We start from the raw sequence: 18014 nt of genomic DNA on the forward strand, positions 1-18014 counted from the left end.
ACGCTGTTGCCAAAGTGGTCGCATGAACGCCTCCCCCACCGCCCCCACCACCGACTCCCCCGCCGCCTCCGCCCCCCTGCGCGTGGCGCTCGTCGGCTACGGGCTCGCCGGCTCCGTCTTCCACGCCCCCCTCGTCCACGCCACCGAGGGCCTGGTCCTCGACACCGTCGTCACCTCCGACCCCGGCCGGCGGGAGCAGGCCCGCGACGCCTACCCGGGCGTGCGCGTCGCCGCCTCCGTCGACGAGGTGTGGGCGCGCGCGGGCACCCCGGACGCCCCCGACCTGATCGTCGTCGCCTCCCCGAACAAGACCCACGTGCCGCTCGCCACGGCCGCCCTCGACGCCGGGATCCCGGTGGTCGTGGACAAGCCGCTCGCCGCGACCGCCGACGAGGCCCGCGCGCTCGCCGCCCTCGCCGAGCGCACCGGCACCTTCCTGTCCGTCTTCCAGAACCGCCGCTGGGACAACGACTTCCTGACCCTGCGCCGCCTCCTCGACGCCGGCGAGCTCGGCGAGGTCCAGCGCTTCGAGTCCCGCTTCGAGCGCTGGCGGCCCCGGCTCAAGGGCGGCTGGCGCGAGTCCGGGGCTCCCGAGGAGATCGGCGGTCTGCTCTACGACCTCGGCAGCCACGTCGTGGACCAGGCCCTGGTGCTGTTCGGCCCGGCCGTACGGGTCTACGCGGAAACCGACGTGCGCCGCCCGGGCGCGCAGACCGACGACGACACCTTCATCGCCCTCACCCACGCCGGCGGCGTCCGCTCGCACCTCTACGTCAGCGCCACCACCGCCCAGCTCGGCCCGCGCCTGCGCGTCCTCGGCTCGCGCGCCGGGTTCGTCAAGTACGGCCTCGACCCGCAGGAGGCCGCCCTGCGGGAGGGCCTGCGCCCCGGCGCCGACGGGCAGCCGTGGGGGGAGGAGCCGGAACACCTGTGGGGGCGCCTGGGCTCCGGCGAGTCCCCGCTGACCGGCGGCGGGGTACCCGTACGGACGGTGCCGGGCGACTACCCGGCCTACTACGCGGCGGTCGCGCGGGCCCTGCGCACCGGCGGCCCGGCCCCGGTCACGGCGGACGAGGCGGCGCACTGCCTCGCGGTCCTGGAGGCGGCGCGCACCTCCTCGCGGGACGGGGTCGTGGTGGAGTTGGGCGCTCCCGACCGGGGCTGATCCGCTCCCCCCGGCCCCGACCGGGGTTGATCCGCTCCCCCCGCGCCGGGGAAGGAGTGAGGGGCGGGCCGCCCGTGGCAGCCCGCCCCTCACCCGTGGAACCTTCGCGGCACGCGCCCCGATCAGGCGCTCTTGAACTCCTGGCGCTGGCGCCCGAGGCCCTCGATCTCCACCTCGACCACGTCACCGGCCCGCAGGAACGGCTTCGGCTCCGGCTGCCCCGCGGCCACACCGGCCGGGGTGCCGGTGACGATGACGTCGCCCGGGTACAGGGTCATGAAGTGGCTCAGGTACCGGACGACCTCGCCGACGGCGAAGATCTGGTCCGAGGTGTGCCCGTCCTGCTTCCGCTCGCCGTTGACCCACAGCCGTACGTCGAGGACCTGGGGGTCGGGGATCTCGTCGGCGGTGACCAGCCAGGGGCCGAGCGGGGTGAAGGTCTCGCAGTTCTTGCCCTTGTCCCAGGTGCCGCCGCGCTCGGTCTGGAACGCGCGCTCCGTGACGTCGTTGGCCAGCACGTAGCCGCCGACGTGCGCGAGGCCCTGCTCCGCGGAGTCGAGGTAGCGGGCGGTGCTGCCGATGACGACGCCGAGTTCGGCCTCCCAGTCGGTCTTCACGCTGCCGCGCGGGATCAGCACGGTGTCGTCGGGGCCGACGACGGTGTCCGGGGACTTCAGGAAGACGATCGGCTCCGCCGGAGCCTCCGCGCCGACCTCCGCCGCGTGCCCGTGGTAGTTCAGCCCGATGCCGACGATCTTGCCGATCCGGCCGATCGGGGATCCCTGGCGCAGCCCTTCCGCGTCCAGGGCGGGAAGCTCGCCGGCCGCCGCGGCCTCGCGCACCCGCGACAGCGCCGAGTCGTCGGCCAGCAGGGCGCCGTCCACATCCGTGACCAGGCCGGACAGGTCCCGCAGGATCCCGTCCTCATCGAGGAGCGCGGGGCGCTCCGACCCGACGGGTCCGACACGCAGCAGCTTCATGGGCATTCTCCCGTGGTCGTGGGTGGTCGGCCCGCGGGCGTGCCCGGGGCCGGCCGATGGGTTGCGGCCATCGGAGGATTGGCTGATCCTCCAAGATGTCCGACCAATCCGCAAGACCCTGTTCACAGACTGGAACGCGCGGCTCCGTCACCCGCCGGCCCCGCGGCGCGCTCCTTGCGGTGCTGGAGCCAGGCCCGCTCGGCCACCGACCAGGCCGTGGTGGTCAGCAGGTACAGCCCGGCGGCCAGCGGGACGACGGCCGCCGTGATCAGCGTGCCGAACGACATCAGGGGCAGTACGCCGCCCAGCTTGCGCATCGCCTCCAGCTGCTCGGGCGTCGGCGCGGGCCGCGCCCCGGCAGCTCCGGCCGCGCCCCGGCCGGCAGGACCTCGCGCGGGCACGGGCGCGGGCACCGGCGCGGCGGCGGCGGCCCGCCGGCCCCGTACCGCGCTCCAGGCGGCGACCACCCCGATCGCCGCGAACAGCCCGAGGAACACCAGCCCCTGGCCCCCGAGGAGCCCGCCGTCGGCGAGCGCCCCGGTCCAGCGGGCGCCGAGGGGCGCGGCGAACAGCCGGTGACCCAGCAGCTCGTTGGCGCGCCCGCCGATGTCGGCGGAGGAGAAGGCCTGGTACATCACGAAGAACACCGGCAGCTGGAGCAGTAGCGGAAGGCAGCCCGCCGCCGGGGTCGCGCCGCGGAAGGCGGCACGGCTCAGCGGGTGCAGGGCGAGCCGTACGAGGACGGTGAACAGCACGATCGCGGCGGCGGTCGCGGACTCGGCGAGCAACGGCTCCAGGAGCCGGCCCAACTGGGAGACAAGATTGACGAAAACGGACACGTGGGCCCTCCGAGGGGTCTCGTCGAACGTCGAAAGAGGTGCGTTTCGGCGTGACGACCCGCGAGGGACGACGGTGGGGGGCGACCCGGGACCGGAGCGGTGATCGTGATCGGTGATCGTGATCGGAGATCAGCCGTCGGTCGTGGTGGTCCGGGGTCGCGGAGGAACGGGAGGAACCGATCGCCCCTACGCGGCCGTCGGGAGGGGACGGCCGGGAGCCCGGGGCCTGGATCGGCCCGAGGCGTCGGGATCGCGCTGCGGCAGGAACGCCGTGCGCCGCTCGCGATCACGGATCGCGGTGCGTATGCGGTGCGGCGGCACGGGCCGCACGAGGCGGGCGGTCAGGGCCGCCGCGCCCGCCGCGACGGCGACGGCCAGGGTGACGACGGCGCCCGCGAGCCCGCCCTCCCCCGCCATCAGGCCGAGCGCCCCGCCGAGGAGCAGCAGGGTGAGGAACAGGCCGAGGAGCAGGCGCGGGGCCCGCCGGGCCCGCGAGAGGAGCGAGAAGACGGACAGGGAGGCGGAGAAGGACGGGCGGTGCCCATCGGAGGATCCGGCCACGCGGTCCACCCCCTCTCCTGTCGCCGCCCCGAACTTCCGTACGCGTCGGGGCACTCGTGATCGATGGTAACGGCACCCGCCGACAGGACGGCTACGACCTCAGCGTTCCCCAGACCACCAGGCGGTACGCGGAGCTGTACTCGGGCGTGCAGGTCGTCAGCGTGATGTACGAGCCGGCCTCGGCGTACCCGGACTCCGGCCTCACCGTGCTGCGCGGCACGGGGGCGATCACCCCGGTGTCGCGCGGGGTGGTCCGCTCCAGCACCTTGCCCACCACGTACACGTACCGGCGCCCCCGCACGTCCACGATCAGCTCGTCGCCCTGCCGGAGCCGGTCGATGCGGCGGAACGGTTCGCCGTGGGTGTTGCGGTGTCCGGCGAGCGCGAAGTTGCCGCGTTCGCCGGGCCCGGCGGTGCCGGGGTAGTGCCCGGCGTAGCCCTTGTCGAGGACGGCCCGCTTGTCGACGCCCGCGGCGACGGGCACGGACAGGCCCAGGCGCGGGATGCGCAGGACGGCGTACGTCTCCTGGCGCGCGGGGGCCCGGGTCGGCGCGGGGCCGCCGGTCGGGGCCCGGGTCGGGCTCCGGGGTCCGCTCTCGGGGGGCCGCCCGGAGGGTCCCGGGGTCGGCGACCCGGTCCCGTCCCCGGTCCCGTCCCCGGAGCCGGCCGCGTCACCGGGTCCGCCGCCGGGGTCGAGCGCACCGGCTCCGACCCCGTCCGCCCCGTCCACGCCGTCGGTCCCGCCGGTTCCCCCGGTCCCGTCCGCGAGCCCGTCGGGGGCGGCGCCGGCCGCGGCCCACTCCCGTTCCAGGGCCTGGACCCGGTCCCGGGCGGCGACGGCGGCCTGCCGGTTCGTCCACCACACCTGGTGCACCACCAGCAACGCGACCACCACCCCGACGGTCGTGATCAGCTCGGCGCCCGCCCACAGCAGCCGCGCGAGCCCCGCCCGGCCCGTTTCCCGGCCGCCCCTCTGCACCACCACCCGCACCCGATCCCGCACGGCCCGCACCCTAAGACCTGCCCCCTCAACTGACCAGCGGCAGTACGGTGTGAACCATGCGCCCCGACACGCCTGCCGAGCACATCGCCGAAGCCGAGCGCCTCATCCGCACGGCGACCCGCTACCCCGAGGACCAGGAGCCCTTGCTCCTCCAGGCCGCGGCCCACCTCGAACTGGCCGACGCACGCGAGCGGGCGAGCACCCTCTACGACCAGCTCCTCGCCGGCTCTCCGGCCGACCCCCACCTGATCAAGGCCCTCCAGGCCGCGAACCTGTGGGAGTACGGCCACGAGGCCGAGGCCCGCGCCCTGATCTCCGGTATCCGAACCGCCGCCCCGGCGGATCCGGCGCCCTGGGAGGTCATCGCGGAATCCCTGGAGGCGCACGACGAGTTGGAGGCCTCGCTCGACTGCTTCAACGAGGCGGCGACCCTCCTCGTGGCCGACGCCGCCCCGCTCACCCCGGCCACCACCGCCCTCCTCACGGGCCGCCACCGGGTCCGCCGGCTGCTCGGACTCCCGCACGACGACTGGGACATGGTCGCCGACACCCGCCACATCGGCCCGATCCCCCTCGACGAACTCCACGACCCCAAGCGCATCTGGGCCCTGGGCTCCGACGACCCGGCGGAACTGCGGGCCGAGATCGCCCGGCTGCGCGCCGAGCTGGGCGACCGCCGGGCCGCGCTCTCGCGCCCGTTCCCGGTGGCGATGCTGCACTGGCCCGAGCGGGAACTGGACGAGCTGGTCACCGCCTACCCCACCCTGGCCGCCGAGTACCCCTCCCACGACGCCCACCTCGCCCACATCGAGGCCTCCCTGCGCGCCCTGGCCGCCTCGGGCACCACGAACCTCGGCATCGTCACGGGCAGCGTCCCCTCCTACGAGGCCTTCGCCGCCTCGGAGAAGACCTCCCCGGCCTCCCCCTCCCTGCTGGCCGAGTACGCGACGACCCTCGCGGCCCGGGGCAAGGCCGACACCTGGCCCCCCACCTCCACCGGCCCCTGCTGGTGCGGCTCCACCAAGCCCTACCCGGAGTGCCACGGCGGCCCGACCGCGGCCTGAGCGGACCGGCCCCGCCCGAACCCCGCGACCCGCACCCCGCGCGCCCCGACCCGCCGACCCGCCGACCCGCCTCCCGGGCGGCGGGTCACCCGGGGCTGCCCACCCACGACGCCGGCCGGCCCCCGGTTTAGGCTCGTCCTCGTTTCGACGACTTTGAGGCAGGCATGACCGGCGACTGGCAGTTCGACGTACCCACCACGGGCAGCAAGCACCTCCCGCCCGACGCCCGTTACATGGAGGCGCTCAGCAGCCAGGGGTACGGGTTCGAGGTGGCCATCGCCGATCTCGTCGACAACTCCATCGACGCGGGCGCCCGGGACGTCGTGATCCACTTCCTGCGGGACGACGACCGGCTCGTCAGCCTCCTCGTCATCGACGACGGCAAGGGCATGACCGACGAGGAGCTCGACGTCGCCATGACCGTCGGCGGGCGCCGCGACTACGACCCCCGCGCCCTCGGCATGTTCGGCACCGGCCTGAAGTCCGCGTCGCTCAGCCACGCCTCCTCCGTCACCGTCGTGACCAAGACCCGCCGCACGCGCGCGGTCGGCCGCCGCTGGCTCATGGAACACGCCGTCAACGGCCACCAGTGCGACATCGTCGCGCAGGACTACGCCCAGACCCTGATCGACCGCTACGCGGAGCGGCCGATCACCTGGCAGGGCACCGTCATCCGCTGGGACGGGGTCAAGAACTTCCCCCGCTCCGGCGGCGGCGGCCAGACCGACCGCTACCTGCACCGCACCATCAACCGGCTCGGCCTCCAGCTCGGCCTGTACCTGCACCGCTTCCTCGCCCGCGAGGACTTCAACATCACGATCGCCGTCGAGGACGTCAACACCGGCACCGAGTACATGAACTTCGGCGTCGAACCCCTCGACCCGTTCGGCTACCCGGTCCCGGGCCACGCCGACTACCCGCGCCGCTACACCGCGCACCTGCCCTCGCTGGAACCGGTCGCCCTCGACGCGCACGTCTGGCCCGCGAAGTCGACCCTCGACGGGTACAAGGCCGTCGGCTCCGTCCTCGAACGCCAGGGCTTCTACTTCTACCGCCACGACCGGCTCGTCCAGGCGGGCGGCTGGAACAACTTCCGCCAGCCCGACCAGCACCTGGCCCTCTCCCGGATCGCCATCGACCTCCCCACCACCCGCAACGACGTCTTCCGGCTGACCGTGAAGAAGGAGGGCGTCGAGGTCTCCCCCGAGTTCGTCACCGCCCTGGAGCAGGCCAAGGACGCGGACGGCGGACGCTTCCTCGACTACATCGGCTCCTGCGAGGGCGTCTACCGCGACGCCCGCAAGCGCGCCGGCACCACCCGCAAGCCGGTCATCGGGCCCGGCAAGGGCTTCGACCCGGCCGTCCGCGAGGCCATCGAGGACGAACTGCCCCTGATCCCGGGCGAGGACCCCGTCTCGATCCACTGGCGGGAGCTGGACAACGGCGTCTTCTTCGACATCGACCGGGAGAACCGCACGATCGGACTCAACCGGCACTACCGGTCGGCCATCCTCGGCGGCCGGCGCGGCGGCACGGACGACGCCCCCACCCTCAAGTCCCTCATGTACCTGCTCCTGCACCAGGTGTTCGAGAAGGAGTACAGCGGCAGCCGCGAGAAGGACAACCTCCAGCTGTGGCAGTCCGTCCTGGTCGCCGCCGCCCGCACCGAGATCGAACGCGTCGGCGAGGACGACTGAGGTGGCCGGGCCCCCCGAACTGCCCTGGTCCGCGGTCGAGCACTACCTCGGCGCGCGACAGGCCACCAGCTACCCGCTCTCCCCGCCCGGGGCCCCCCGCGCGGTCTGGTACGACATCGGGGACGGCGGGCGCGACATCAGCCTCCGCGTCGCGCTCGACCCGCGCGGGCGGCTCCCCCGCTCCCCCCTGCCCGCCGTCACCATCGACCAGGTCCTGCGCGACGGCCGGCGCATGGCCCGCGTCCGCACCACCGACGTGGCGCTGATGCGGGACTTCCACGACCTGCTGCTGGCCATCGCCGACCGCGTCGTCACCGGCGGACGCGACCTCGGGCGGGCCTTCGAGGAGACCGTGGCCGCCTGGCAGAGGCTGCTCGACCGACCGCGCGGCCTCGGCGTCGAGCGACGCGTCGGCCTGCACGGCGAACTGGCCGTGCTGGCCGCCGTGGCCCGCTCCCACGGCTGGACGCGCGCCGTCGACTCCTGGACCGGCCCCCGGGCCGAACAGCACGACTTCGCCCTGCCGACCTGCGACCTGGAGGTGAAGACCACCTCCGGCGAGGAACGCGCGCACACCGTCCACGGACTGCGCCAGCTCACCGGGAGCCGGGGCCGCCCGCTGTGGTTCGCCTCGATCCAGCTGACCCGCGGCGGCGCCGGCGGACGCTCCCTCGGCGAGTCGGCGACCGCCGCCCTGGCCGCCGCCCGCGCGCAGGACCCCCGCGCCGCCGACCGTCTGCGCGAGGCCCTCGCCGCCTGCGGGTGGCACCGGACCGCGGCCGAGGACCCGGCCGAGGACGACGAACGCTGGACCCCGCGCAGCGCACCCCTGGTCGTCCCCGCCGAGCACCTGCCCCGCCTCACCGCGGAGATGATCGCGCCCGAGGTGCGCGCGCACCTCTCGTCGATCGACTACCGCATCCACGTGGACCACCTGACCACCATCGAGGGTTCACCCGTGGACCTCACCGACTTCCGTCTTCCGTGACCGACGAGGACCCATCGTGACGAACATCGAATCCCTGCGCCTCGCCCTGCACGGCGCGGTCCTGTCCGACCTCGACGGCAGCCGGCCCAAGAGCCTGGCGCGCGCCCTCGCCTACCAGGCGGAGGACCTCGACCCCGGGGCCGAGGCCTGCGCCGACGAGAGCGACTTCAAAAGCGCCCTGGAGGAGGCCCACTCCACGCACCGGCTCGTCGAGCTGTGGCGCAGGCAGCTCGTGCGCTGGGACTACGTCGAACAGCCGGCCTGGAGCACGACCGCGCCGCGCACCGACGAGCGCCGCGCCGAGGTCCACGCCCTGCTGCGCCTGCAGCCCGCGACGGCGGCGCTGCTCGACGCCCTGATCCCCGTGGCGAAGACCGACGGCGCCGTCGTCATCAGCCCCGAACACAAGCCCTGGTACACGCCGCAGTCACAGCTCAGCCGCCCCCACTACTGGCCCGCCTACCGCCGCCTGCTCACCGACAAGGGCTGGCCCGAACACGCCGTGGCGGCGCTGGACGCGGCCACCGACCAGGTCGTGGAACGGCTCGCGGACCCCACCGACTCGGAGGTCTACCAGTCCAAGGGGCTGGTCGTGGGCTACGTGCAGTCCGGCAAGACCGCCAACTTCACCGGTGTCATGGCCAAGGCCGTCGACGCCGGCTACCGCCTGGTGATCGTCCTCGGCGGCACCCTGAACATGCTGCGGGCCCAGACCCAGCGCCGCCTGGACATGGAACTGGTCGGCCGGGAGAACATCCTGCGCGGCGCGGACGAGTCGGAGTCGGACTACGCCGACGACCCGGCCTGGACCGCCGGGAAGTTCGTGAGCTTCGGCGGTCCGCCCTCCGCGCTCGGCGCCTTCGACATCGTCCGGATGACCACCCGCGACGACGACTACAAGAGCCTGCTCCAGGGGATCACGGCGCTGGAGTTCGAGAAGCGCGAACCGGCCCTGCCCCTGTACGACCAGGAGAACCTGCACCGCTCCTCGGCCCGCCTGATGGTGGTGAAGAAGAACAAGACGGTCCTGTCCAAGCTCGTCAAGGACCTCGGGAAGATCAAGACGCCGCTCGCGGAGATCCCCGTCCTGATCATCGACGACGAGTCGGACGAGGCCTCCGTCAACACCTCGAAGCCCGACGTGCAGCGCAGCGCGATCAACGAGCAGATCTCCAAGCTCCTGCACATGCTGCCCCGGGCCCAGTACGTCGGCTACACGGCGACGCCCTTCGCGAACGTCTTCGTCGACCCCAGCGACACCGAGGACATCTTCCCCAAGGACTTCCTCATCTCCCTGCCCCGCCCCACCGGGTACATGGGCGCCCGCGACTTCCACGACCTGGACTCGGACCTGGAGGAGGCCGAGCGCACCTACGCCAACTCCAACGAGAAGGCGCACGTCCGCGACATCGTCGACGACGACGAGGACGACACCTGCCTCCAGCGGGCCATGGACATGTTCGTGCTCACCGCCGCGATGAAGCTCTACCGCGAGGACGTGGGCGAGCTGGGCGACGGCCACTTCGCGCACCACACGATGCTCATCCACGAATCGGTGCGCACCGGCGTCCACCGGGAACTGCACGACCGCGTGCTGGGCCTGTGGCACGACGCCGGATACACCGGCCCGCGCGGCCACGCCCGGCTGCGGGAGCTGTTCGACGCCGACGTCGCCCCGGTCTCGGAGGTCCGCGCCGACGGGCACGCGGTGCCGGCCTCGTACGAGGAGCTGATGCCCTACGTCGGGCCGGCGAGCGTGCGCATCGGCGGCGACGACCGTCCGATCGTCGTCGTCAACGGCGACCAGGACCTGGAGACCGGCGAGGCCGACTTCGACAAGCGCCCCATCTGGAAGATCCTGATCGGCGGCCAGAAGCTGGCCCGCGGGTTCACCGTCGAGGGCCTGACGGTGTCCTTCTTCCGCCGCCGCGCCGGGAACGCCTCCACCCTGATGCAGATGGGCCGCTGGTTCGGCTTCCGCCACGGCTACCGGGACCTCGTCCGCCTCTACCTGGGCCGCAAGGAGACCATGGGCCGCAGCGAGGTCGACCTGTACGAGGCGTTCCAGGCGATCTGCCTCGACGAGGAGGCCTTCCGCGCGGAGCTCGGGCGGTACGCGCACATGGTGGACGGCCGCCCCCAGGTGACCCCCGCCCAGATCCCCCCGCTGGTCTCGCAGCACCTGCCCTGGCTGAAGCCGACCAGCGCGAACAAGATGTACAACGCCCGACTGGAGCTGGTGCGGTCCGCCGGGCGTTGGGAGGAGCCGACCGCCTACCCGCAGAAGGGCGCGGACCTGCGGCACAACACCGGGCTGTGGCTGCCGGTCCTGGAAGGCCTCGGGCCCGAGGTGGAGACGTTCGGCTACCGCTTCCCGGAGGAGAACGTCACGCACCGCTTCCGGGCCCTGCGCGGGACGCTGGCGGCGCCGGCCCTGCTGGAGACCCTCGGCCAGCTGCGCTGGGAGCTGCCCGACCAGTTCCTTCCGCACCTGCGCTACCTGCGGGAGATCACCGAGGCGGGGAAGGTGGACGACTGGATGGTCCTGGCCCCCCAGCACGCCACGACCACGGACGCGAAGAGCGTGGTCCTCGGCGAGGGGGGTCGGGCGTACGCGTGGTTCTCGCGCGACCGGCGCGCGGACCGCGGGCCGCTCTTCGGCGCGATCAGCGACCGCAAGCACCGCGGCGTCGCGCACCGGATCGCGGGGGCGCTCGGCCCCTCCTCGGACCCGGCGACCGAGGCCCTGGTCGCCGAGCGGCGGGGCGCCCTGGTGCTCTACCCGATCGTGCAGAGCGCCCACCAGGGCTCCTTCGACGCCGACCGGCGGATCGGCGCGGACCGGCTGGTGATGGCGTTCACCTTCGTGGCGCCGGCCTCGGCACACAGCGCGAACGGGCAGGTCGTCCGGTTCACCACGATCTCCTCCAAGGAGGATCCGATCATCGACGTCACGGAGCTCGACGCCCGCTGAGGGCGGCGTCCCGAGAGCGTTTTACGACCCCGCGGGAGGGCACGGCCCGCGGGGTCCCGGTGATTACACTTGACCCCCATGACCAGCACGCAGCACCGGCAGTCCCCTCCCGGGCAGATCCGCGTCATGGACCTGTTCGCCGGTGCCGGCGGCTTTTCCGCCGGGTTCCGGCGGTACGCGCCGTCGGGGGGCCCCAGTCCGTTCGTGCCCGTCGCCGCGGTCGAGTTCGACCGGGCCGCGGCGGCGACGTACGCGGCCAACTTCGGCGGCTCCCACGTCTACGCAGGCGACATCACCGACTTCGACCCCACGCCCTTCAAGGGCCAGGTCGACGTGATCATGGGCGGTCCGCCCTGCCAGGGCTTCTCGGGCCTGGGCAAGGAGGACCCGACGGACCCGCGCAACGAGCTGTGGCAGGAGTACGTGCGGGTGGTGGCCAAGGTCCACCCCAAGGTCTTCGTGATCGAGAACGTGGACCGCTTCCTGAAGTCCCCGCAGTACGCCGAACTGGTCTCCGCCTCCACCACCCCCGGCCACCCGCTGCACGACTACACCGTGGTCCCGGCCGTGCTGAACGCCGCCGACTACGGGGTGCCGCAGGCCCGCCGCCGGGTCATCGTGATCTGCACCCACAAGGACTTCGCCGAGCCGCTGCGCCACCCGGCGCCGACGCACCACAAGCACGGGGTCCTGCCCGGCGAGGGGCAGGACGCCCTGTTCGGCACCGGTACCGGCTCGGGTTCGGCTTCCGGCTCGGCTTCGGGTTCGGCTTCGGCTTCGGCTTCCGGGGGAACGTCACTGCCGCGTTGGACCCCCGTCTCGGAGGTCTTCGAGCTCTCCGCGCGGCGCCCGCTGCTGGAGCGGATGCCCGACCCGCGCGACACGGGCGAGGCCGCCGGCCCCGTCCCGGGCCACTACCTCACCTCGGACCTGCACTTCGGACGGTCCCCCGAGGACCTCTCCCGCGCCCGGTACAGGGCGATCCCCGAGAACGGCAACCGCAAGGACCTGCGCGGCCTCTTCTACCGGCTCGACCGTACGGGAGCCATCCGGCTGTCCACCGAGAAGGGCTACAACCGCCTCAAGGGCGAGCAGTTCTACCTGTCCACCGAGAGCTGGGACAACCACAACTCCGGCTCCGGCGACGTGATGGGGCGCCTGCGCGGGGCGCAGCCCTCGGTGACCATCCGCACCGAGTTCTACAAGCCGGAGAAGGGCCGCTACCTCCACCCCACGGAGGACCGCCCCATCACCCACTACGAGGCCGCCCTGATCCAGGGCTTCCCGGAGACCTTCCGCTGGTACGGGACGAAGATCGAGATCGCGCGACAGATCGGCAACGCCGTCCCCGTCGGCCTCGGCACGGCGCTGGCCCGCGCCATCCACACCTTCCTGACGCCCGGGGCGTAGGAACCGGCGCGGGAGCGCGCCCGCGCCGGGGCCGCCGGTGCCCGCGCCGCCGGTGCCCGCGCCGCCGGTGCCCGCGCCGTCAGCGGCGGGCGGCGCGCTCCGCGAGGCGGTCGGTGACGGCCGCCAGCACGCGCGCCGCCGCCTCGTCCACCTCCTCGTGCTCCCACACGCGCAGCGCCAGCCACCCCGCCTCGGCGAACCGGGCGTCGGTGTCGAGGTCCCGGCGCCGGTTCCCCTCGATCTTCGCGCGCCAGAACTCCGCGTTGTTCTTCGGCCAGGTGGCGTGCTCGGGGCAGCCGTGCCAGAAGCAGCCGTCCACGAAGACCGCCAGGCGGGCCGGACCGAAGACGATGTCCGCCTCGCGCCGCACGCCCTTCACCGGCCGGCGGTGGATCCGGTAGCGCATCCCCGCCGCGTGCAGGGCCCTGCGCAGCGCCACCTCCACGGAGGTGTCACGGCTCTTCTGGCGGCTCATCCGCGCCCGCACCCCGGCGGTCGTCACGAGTTTGTCCACGCCCCCATTGTGGACCGGGCCTGTGACAGCACGCCCGGGTCCGCCCTGGTCACAGGGGGAGGGTGAGCTGCTGCCGGCCGCGGGCGACGACCGCGGGCGGTGCGGCGCGGCCGGCGGCGAGGGCGAGGAGCGCGCGCAGCGCCGCGATCACCTCGGCCGGGGTGTCGCGGATCATCGCCGGGGTGGCGCTGACCACCGCGACGCCGTGGGACTCCAGGCGCAGCCGGCGGCGGAGCGTGGCCTGCCAGGAGTCGCGGGTGTAGTGGTACTCCGCCGAGTCGACCTCCAGGGCCACGCCCTCGTCGGGCCAGTACGCGTCCGGCCCGGCCAGGAAGGCGCCGTCGGGGGTGTGCAGGCGGGCGTTCCACAGGGGTGTCGGCAGGTCGCTGCCTTCGAGGCGGTCGCGGGCGCGGGCCTCGGCGATCGAGCGGACCCCGGCCAGGAGTTCCGTCGCGGCGGCCCGGATCGCGGGGCGGGCCAGGAGCCGGGCGGCCCGCAGTTCGGCGTGCAGGTCCCCCGGGTGGCACCAGCCCGCCTGGACGACCTGGGCCAACACCGCGCGCACCCGGTCGGCCCGGGCCGGCGGCAGCGGGCCGGGCGGGGCCGCGCGGTCGGCGAAGTCGGCGGCGGCGCGGACGGGGCGGGCGCAGGGGATGCCCGAGACGGTCAGGGTGAGGGGCCATCGGGAGGTGGCCCGGGGGCGCACGCGCGCCGTGGCGGCGAGCCGGCGCGGGGCGCGGATCAGCACGTCGGCGGGGGCGGGCGGGGCGTCCGGGATGCCCAGGAGGGTGAGCGCGGCGCCTCCGGTGAGGGCGGCGGTGTCGCCGTTCAGCGGGTCGGCGGTGGGCTCGGCCGCGTACAGGACGGCGGCGAGGGCCCGTTGTCGTGGGTCCGGGGGGCCGGTCTGGAGCAGGTACACCCGGGGCAGCAGCCGCTGCCAGGGCCCGCCGGGCCGGGTGCGGGAGGCGAGGGTGCCGGCGGGGACCCCGGCGGCGACGGTGAGCTGGTGGCGGGTGGCGAGGCCGAGTTGGCGGCGGGCCGCGCGGACGGTTCCGTTCGTGATCATGGCCCGGGTATGCCCGGGGCCGGGGGCGCGTACCCCTCAGCGGGCGCCGGGGCGGTCCGGGTGGCCCGGCGCCAGGAAGACGATCACACCGGTGAGGGTGCCGGGGAGCGCGGGGACCTCGTGCCAGCCGAGCCGCCGGTACGTGGCCACCGTGTCCGTGGCCAGCCGCGAGGTCAGCAGCCACGCCCGGCCGTCGGGGGCGTCGGCGGTGATCTCGGTGAGCAGGGCCCGGCCGGTGCCCTGGCCGCGCGCGTGGCCGCGTACGGCGAGCTCGTCGATCTCCAGCGCCCCGACCAGGAGTCCGCGCACCCGGTCCGCGCCGAGCTGGGCGGCGACCTGCGGGTAGGCGCGGTGCGCGGGGAAGGGGTCCGGGGTCAGCCAGCCGGTGGCGAACCCGTCGATGCCGGCCGGGGACTGGGCGAAGGCCGTCCGGAACCCCGGACGCCGCACGTCCGACTGAAGCCGGGTCGAGAACTGGCGAATGGTTTCTTCGCCTTCGTTCCAAGGCGGGCCGGAGAACACCTCGGCATAGGTGTCGACCAGCTCGTCCGCGAGGTCGAGGACGGTACGTCCGTAAGAGATCACGGTGTCGACTCCAGTGGTGGGTTGCGCGGGTTTCCCCCTGGAAGACCGAATCTACGCGCCGGAGGTTCCCCGCCCCGGCCGTGCGCAGAACCGGCGAGTGTGCGACAAATCGCCCGCCCGGTGTCCGTGTCGCGGACCCGGCCGCCGCGTTGAGCAGCCCGTGGACAGACTGCTGCGGGTCGCCGGGCGCTGCGCACTCGCCTTCCTCCTCGTCCTCGGGGTGGTGGCGACGCTGCCGAGGGCGGTACGGGAGGCGGTGCCGGACGCCGCGATCGGCGGCGCGGTGCTCGCCCTCGGGGCGCTGGGCGCCCGACGGGCGGCCCGGCGACCGCGTTAGCCTGCCCGTGGACACGTGACCGACGGACACGTGAGCGACAGACACACAGGAACGAACGAGGGAGTTCGACATGGCGCGCGTACCGAGTTCCGCGGTGGCGGCGGCCGGCCTGGTCGGCGGCTACGCCGTCGCCCGCTGGACCAAGAAGCGGCCGCTCGGCGGAGTGGTGCTCGGCGCCGCCGGGCTCGTGGCCGGCCGCGAGTGGCACCGGGCGGGCGGCACCCCGGCCGCGGCCGGACTGGGGGCGCTGTACCTCGCCGGCTTCGCGGGGGCGCACCCGCTGGCCAAGAAGGTCGGCGCCTGGCCGGCCGTCATCGGCGCCGCCGCCGTGGTGGCCGCCGGCGCCTGGGCCGTCGCCGACCGGGCCTGACGAGGCCCCGCCGGGACCGCTCCGGCCCGACCCCGGGGCGGGACCGGCCGAGCCGGCGTCGCCCTCGGCCGACCCCTGCCGCCGGGGGACCGACGGGGCTCGACCCGGACCGCTCCGGGCCGACCCCGGGGCGGGCGGGGCCGCCGCGCGGGGCGGTGTCGCGTCGCCGGGCCGGTCCCGCCGCGTACGCGGGTCAGGCTCCGAACGCGCGGGAGATCGTGTAGATCAGCAGGCCCGCCAGGGCGCCGACCACCGTGCCGTTGATCCGGATGAACTGGAGGTCCCGCCCGATGTGGGCCTCGATCTTCCGCGAGGTGTGCTCGGCGTCCCAGCCGGCCACCGTGTCCGTGATCAGCGAGGTGATCTCGGCCCGGTACGTGGTGACCACGTAGACCAGCGCGCCCTCGATCCACCCCTCGACCTTGCCCTGGAGGCGCCCGTCCGTCGCCAGGCGCGCGCCCAGCGACATCAGCGAGGACCGCACCCGCAGCCTCAGCTCGCTCTGCTCGTCCTCCGCCGCCGAGATCATCATCGCCCGCACCGCCGTCCACGCGGACGCGATCACGTCCTGCACCTCGCCGCGCGCCAGGATCTCCGACTTCAGCCGCTCCACCCGCGCCCGCGTCGCCGTGTCCGACTGCAGGTCGGCCGCGAAGTCCGTCAGGAACCGGTCCACCGCCCCGCGCGCCGGGTGCCCCGGCATGTCCCGCATCTCGGTGACGAAGCGCAGCAGCTCCTTGTAGACCCGGTCGCCGATCTTGCGGTCCACGAAGCGCGGCGTCCAACCCGGAGCCCCGCCCTGGACCGCCTCCATCACCGACTCGCCGTGCGTGACCAGCCAGTCGTGGGCCTTGGCGCACACCAGGTCCACCGCCCGGTGGTGACCGCCGTCGACGACGACCCGCTCCAGGGTCTTGCCCAGGCCCGGCGCGATCTCGGCGGTCTCGGCCCGCCGCGTGATCGCCTCGCCCACCACCGCCTGCACATCGGAGTCGCGCAGGACCGTCAGGGCCCCGCGCAGCGCCGTGGCCAGCTCCGCCGTGACCCGGTCGGCGTGCGCCGGCTCGGCCAGCCAGGCACCGAGGCGCCCGCCGATGCCGAGCGCGCGCAGGCGGGCCCGTACGACGTCGGAGGACAGGAAGTTCTCGCCGACGAACTCCCCGAGGGAGACGCCCAGCTGGTCCTTCTTCGTCGGAATGATCGCCGTGTGCGGGATGGGCAGGCCCAGCGGCCGCCGGAACAGGGCCGTGACGGCGAACCAGTCGGCCAGCGCGCCGACCATGCCGGCCTCCGCGGCTGCCGCGACGTACCCGGCCCAGCCGCCCGCGCCCCAGGCGTGCTGCGCGCACTTGGCCAGGACGTACACCACCGCGACCAGGAGCAGCAGGCCCGTCGCCGTGGTCTTCATGCGGCGCACCCCGCGCCGGCGCTCCTCGTCGGCCGCGTTGAAGACGAAGGCTCCCCGGGCCGCGGCGGGCGCCCCGGTCGCGTCCGCGACCGCTGATCTCGTGCGGCTGTCCACGTCGTCCACGTGCTCCTGCCTTCCCCCGGTGGCCGGTTTTGTCTGCGTATCTTCCGACTCCCGACGGGCCCGGGGAGTTCCCGGCACGCCGAACGGCACCGCGGACGGCCCCTACGGCCCGCCTACCGCTCGCCCACCGCTCGCCCACGGCTCCCCTACCGCTGCCTCACAGCTCCTTGCGGGAACCCCCGCCGGCCCGCCCCCGCCCCTTCGGCTCCTTCACCTTGATCCCCACCCCGCCCCAGAAGGCGAACCCGGTGACGATCACCCGCGGCGCGGCCGGGTCCACCGGATGGTCGCTCCCCCGCTGGTCGAAACCGCCCATGACGCCGATGCCCCGCACCTCCACGTCCACGCCCGGCGGAACCGTGATCTCGATGCCGCCCATCACCGCGAAGCAGTTGATGACCACCTCCCGCTCCGCGAAGTTCGCCTGGCGCAGGTCGATCTCACCCCCGCCCCAGAACGCCACCGCGTCGAAGCGGCGCGGCACCGTCCAGTGCCCCTTGCGCTGGAACGCCGACATCACCGCGACCCCCGTCGCCGAGGTGCCCCCGCCACCGATCCGCGCCGCCCAGGACCGGTCCGCCGGCGCGGGCGCCGCGCCGGGCGCGGGAACCACCGGGAAGGCGCCCGCCTCGCCCGCCGGGGCCGGCAGGTCGCGGGTCAGGGGTTCGAGCTCGGCGTACGTACGGGAGGCGTACGCCGCGTCCAGCCGCTCCTCGAACTCGTCCATGTCGAGCCGGCCCTCGGCGACGGCGTCCCGCAACCGCTCCACCACCCGCTCGCGGTCGGCGTCCGAGGCCCTCATCCCGCCCGGCTCCGGCGACCGCTCCGCAGGGGCGGGAACGGGCGCGGGGGCGGGGGCGGGCGCGGGGGCCTTCTCCAGCGATGCCTTCTCCGGCAACGGCTCCTGAGGCCGCTCGTCACTCATGTGGA

At 74.3% G+C, this 18014-nt stretch carries 17 protein-coding genes; 8 read left to right on the top strand and 9 right to left on the bottom strand.

All coding sequences use genetic code 11. From position 1 onward, the window contains the following. Positions 1–22 precede the first annotated feature (22 nt). A complete protein-coding gene (locus AB0D01_RS09270; RefSeq protein WP_363054463.1) occupies positions 23–1165 on the top strand; it encodes a Gfo/Idh/MocA family oxidoreductase in 1143 nt (380 codons plus the stop codon). 122 nt (positions 1166–1287) lie between these two features. Here AB0D01_RS09270 and AB0D01_RS09275 read toward each other — a convergent pair whose 3' ends face one another. The 4 genes from AB0D01_RS09275 to AB0D01_RS09290 form a co-directional block, all read right to left on the bottom strand. Next, complete coding sequence (locus AB0D01_RS09275; protein ID WP_363054464.1) at positions 1288–2145, bottom strand: fumarylacetoacetate hydrolase family protein; 858 nt, start codon at positions 2143–2145, stop codon at positions 1288–1290. Between the two features lie 122 nt (positions 2146–2267). Beyond that, positions 2268–2954 (bottom strand): YidC/Oxa1 family membrane protein insertase, encoded by a 687-nt coding sequence (locus tag AB0D01_RS09280; RefSeq protein ID WP_363054541.1) that lies wholly within the window; start codon positions 2952–2954, stop codon positions 2268–2270. Positions 2955–3170: 216 nt separating this feature from the next. Beyond that, positions 3171–3545: a DUF6412 domain-containing protein gene (locus AB0D01_RS09285; protein WP_363054465.1), complete on the bottom strand. Its 375-nt coding sequence runs from the start codon at positions 3543–3545 to the stop codon at positions 3171–3173. 91 nt (positions 3546–3636) lie between these two features. Continuing rightward, on the bottom strand, positions 3637–4548 hold the full coding sequence (locus AB0D01_RS09290; RefSeq protein ID WP_363054466.1) for a class E sortase: 912 nt from the start codon (positions 4546–4548) through the stop codon (positions 3637–3639). Positions 4549–4604: 56 nt separating this feature from the next. Here AB0D01_RS09290 and AB0D01_RS09295 point away from each other — a divergent pair, with 56 nt between their 5' ends. From AB0D01_RS09295 to AB0D01_RS09315, 5 genes are all read left to right on the top strand, one after another. Further along, entirely contained in the window at positions 4605–5612 is a 1008-nt protein-coding gene (locus tag AB0D01_RS09295) for an SEC-C domain-containing protein (RefSeq protein WP_363054467.1), read from the top strand. Between the two features lie 164 nt (positions 5613–5776). Then, positions 5777–7309: an ATP-binding protein gene (locus tag AB0D01_RS09300; protein WP_363054468.1), complete on the top strand. Its 1533-nt coding sequence runs from the start codon at positions 5777–5779 to the stop codon at positions 7307–7309. Between the two features lies 1 nt (position 7310). Next, positions 7311–8297, top strand: coding sequence for a PD-(D/E)XK motif protein (locus AB0D01_RS09305; RefSeq protein ID WP_363054469.1), 987 nt, complete (start codon positions 7311–7313; stop codon positions 8295–8297). Positions 8298–8313: 16 nt separating this feature from the next. Beyond that, positions 8314–11271 carry a Z1 domain-containing protein gene (locus AB0D01_RS09310; RefSeq protein WP_363054470.1) on the top strand — a complete coding sequence of 986 codons (2958 nt, stop codon included), beginning with the start codon at positions 8314–8316 and terminating at the stop codon, positions 11269–11271. Positions 11272–11349: 78 nt separating this feature from the next. Then, the gene (locus AB0D01_RS09315; RefSeq protein WP_363054471.1) at positions 11350–12681 is read left to right on the top strand and encodes a DNA cytosine methyltransferase; all 1332 of its coding nucleotides are present in this window, start codon (positions 11350–11352) and stop codon (positions 12679–12681) included. A gap of 79 nt (positions 12682–12760) precedes the next feature. Here AB0D01_RS09315 and AB0D01_RS09320 read toward each other — a convergent pair whose 3' ends face one another. From AB0D01_RS09320 to AB0D01_RS09330, 3 genes are read right to left on the bottom strand one after another with little or no spacing between them, the layout of a single operon-like run. Further along, positions 12761–13195, bottom strand: a complete 435-nt coding sequence (locus AB0D01_RS09320; protein ID WP_363054472.1) for a very short patch repair endonuclease — start codon at positions 13193–13195, stop codon at positions 12761–12763. A 49-nt stretch (positions 13196–13244) separates the two neighbouring features. Then, a complete protein-coding gene (locus AB0D01_RS09325) occupies positions 13245–14261 on the bottom strand; it encodes a hypothetical protein (RefSeq protein WP_363054473.1) in 1017 nt (338 codons plus the stop codon). A gap of 36 nt (positions 14262–14297) precedes the next feature. Continuing rightward, positions 14298–14846, bottom strand: a complete 549-nt coding sequence (locus tag AB0D01_RS09330; RefSeq protein WP_363054474.1) for a GNAT family N-acetyltransferase — start codon at positions 14844–14846, stop codon at positions 14298–14300. Positions 14847–15006: 160 nt separating this feature from the next. Between AB0D01_RS09330 and AB0D01_RS09335 the strand changes: the two genes are divergently transcribed. Beyond that, positions 15007–15183 (top strand): hypothetical protein, encoded by a 177-nt coding sequence (locus AB0D01_RS09335; RefSeq protein WP_363054475.1) that lies wholly within the window; start codon positions 15007–15009, stop codon positions 15181–15183. A 70-nt stretch (positions 15184–15253) separates the two neighbouring features. Next, positions 15254–15553, top strand: a complete 300-nt coding sequence (locus AB0D01_RS09340; RefSeq protein ID WP_363054476.1) for a hypothetical protein — start codon at positions 15254–15256, stop codon at positions 15551–15553. Positions 15554–15746: 193 nt separating this feature from the next. On the opposite strand, the gene AB0D01_RS09345 is transcribed toward AB0D01_RS09340, so the two are convergent. Together AB0D01_RS09345 and AB0D01_RS09350 are read right to left on the bottom strand one after the other, a co-directional pair. Beyond that, complete coding sequence (locus tag AB0D01_RS09345) at positions 15747–16961, bottom strand: DUF445 domain-containing protein (protein ID WP_363054542.1); 1215 nt, start codon at positions 16959–16961, stop codon at positions 15747–15749. Positions 16962–17241: 280 nt separating this feature from the next. Beyond that, entirely contained in the window at positions 17242–18009 is a 768-nt protein-coding gene (locus AB0D01_RS09350) for a DUF1707 domain-containing protein (protein ID WP_363054478.1), read from the bottom strand. Positions 18010–18014: the final 5 nt, after the last annotated feature.

Source organism: Streptomyces sp. NPDC048606 (assembly GCF_040650855.1).
Taxonomy (GTDB): domain Bacteria; phylum Actinomycetota; class Actinomycetes; order Streptomycetales; family Streptomycetaceae; genus Streptomyces.